The sequence below is a fragment of the Peribacillus sp. CSMR9 genome (genome assembly GCF_033141925.1).
Classification (GTDB): Bacteria; Bacillota; Bacilli; order Bacillales; family DSM-1321; genus Peribacillus; species Peribacillus simplex_A.
In genome coordinates this window covers 1-1,663 of sequence record NZ_JAOPHO010000173.1, presented here as the reverse complement: position 1 = coordinate 1,663, position 1,663 = coordinate 1, and the positions used below count along the sequence as shown (strand labels likewise).

The window sequence follows — 1,663 nt, the reverse complement described above, 5'->3', positions numbered from 1 at the left end:
TATTTGTATGTCATTTACATGTTGTAACTGGTTTAGAAGAAAAATTTTAAATGCACGGCCTATACAAAAAACAAAAAATAAAAAAGCTCCTAATATGAACTGCACCCCAAATGTTAGACACTATCTAACATTTGGAGGTGCTATTTTTTATGACAAAATATTCATTAGAGTTCAAATTAAAAGCTGTCCTTGCTTATTTAGAAGGAGTTGACTCATTTAGAACTGTAGCCAATCAATTTAATACCAGTTTGACTCCTTTAAAGCAATGGGTGGCGTATTATAAAGAACATGGTATAGAAGGGCTAATGTCTAACTATACAAATTATGATATTAGTTTTAAGATGGATGTACTAAACTATATGAACGATTTTGGAGTGTCTTGTACCCATGCAGCTGCTGTGTATAACATTGCTTCTCCTTCTACTATTACTAAGTGGAAAGCAATTGGAGGGGAACGGAGTTGACGCTCTTGAAACGAAGAAAAAGGGGCGTCCATCCATGAAAAATAAACGAAGAAAAAACAAGTAGAAGGGTCATTAGAGGCGTTACAGGCTGAAAATGAAAGATTACGTGCAGAGAATGCATATTTAAAAAAGTTGAGAGCCTTAGTTCAAGAAAGCGAAGCGTCCGAACGCAAAAAGCGAAAGTAGAACATGAACTAAGGGGAGATTTTAATTTAAAGCTACTTCTGTCCATCGCAAATCTCGCACGGAGTACCTATTACTATTGGATAAACGCCTTCGGGCGTAAGGATAAATACGAAGAAATAAAGCCAGTTATCAAGGAGATATTTCATACGAATAAAGGGAGATACGGGTATTGACGCATTACATTGGAATTACGTAATAGAGGGATTCAAATGAACTATAAAACGGTTCTTCGATTAATGAAGTAGTTAGGGCTAAAGTGTCTGGTCCGAATGAAGAAATACCGTTCATACAAAGGCAAGATTGGAAAGGTTGCGCCTAATATCCTCAATCGTAATTTTAAGGCAATAAAGCCAAATCAAAAATGGGTCACGGACGTAACTGAATTTCATTTATACGGTGAATAGTTGTATTTATCGCCCATTCTAGACTTAATTAATGGAGAGATCATTGCTTACAATATCTAATCACGTCCTATTTATCCCTTTGTCTCCAAGATGTTTGACCAAGCCTTTATGCGATTGGAATCGAAAGATTCCCCCATTCTTCATTCAGATCAGGGCTGTCATTACCAGATGAATCAATACTCACATGATTTGAAAAGACATAACATTATACAAAGCATGTCCCGCAACCACTTCAAATATTAAGGGCTTTTTTTATTTTTGAATGATATAGAACCCAAAAAGTTAGACACTTTATTAAATTAGGCAACCTTGAGGGCATGAACCCGGTAATCTACTGGGCTCATGCCTTTTAATTTCACTTTGATTCGTCGGTGATTGTAATAATGGATATAATCTTCTAGTTCTTGTTTGAAATGCTCCATGCTGTCGAACTTCTGTAAATAAAGTAATTCAGATTTTAGTAAGCCAAAGAAGTTTTCTATGATTGCATTGTCTAAACAATTTCCTTTAGGGGTCCAAGCAGAAAAACGCGAAAAACAAACGCTAATACATTTTTTCAAAGGTAGGGATATTTTTATGTTCCGAGTTCCGGAGGGAATGACTGGAACC

At 35.9% G+C, this 1,663-nt stretch carries 2 protein-coding genes; one reads left to right on the top strand and one right to left on the bottom strand.

Going from position 1 to position 1,663, the window contains the following annotated elements:
• The first annotated feature begins 149 nt into the window (after nt 1-149).
• Nucleotides 150-464, top strand: a complete 315-nt coding sequence (locus N9I19_RS24670; RefSeq protein WP_317779320.1) for a helix-turn-helix domain-containing protein — start codon at nt 150-152, stop codon at nt 462-464.
• A gap of 889 nt (nt 465-1,353) precedes the next feature.
• Here the strand turns inward: N9I19_RS24670 and N9I19_RS24665 are convergent.
• Nucleotides 1,354-1,663: IS3 family transposase (locus N9I19_RS24665; protein ID WP_317779319.1), on the bottom strand; the 310-nt coding region annotated here is incomplete at its 5' end.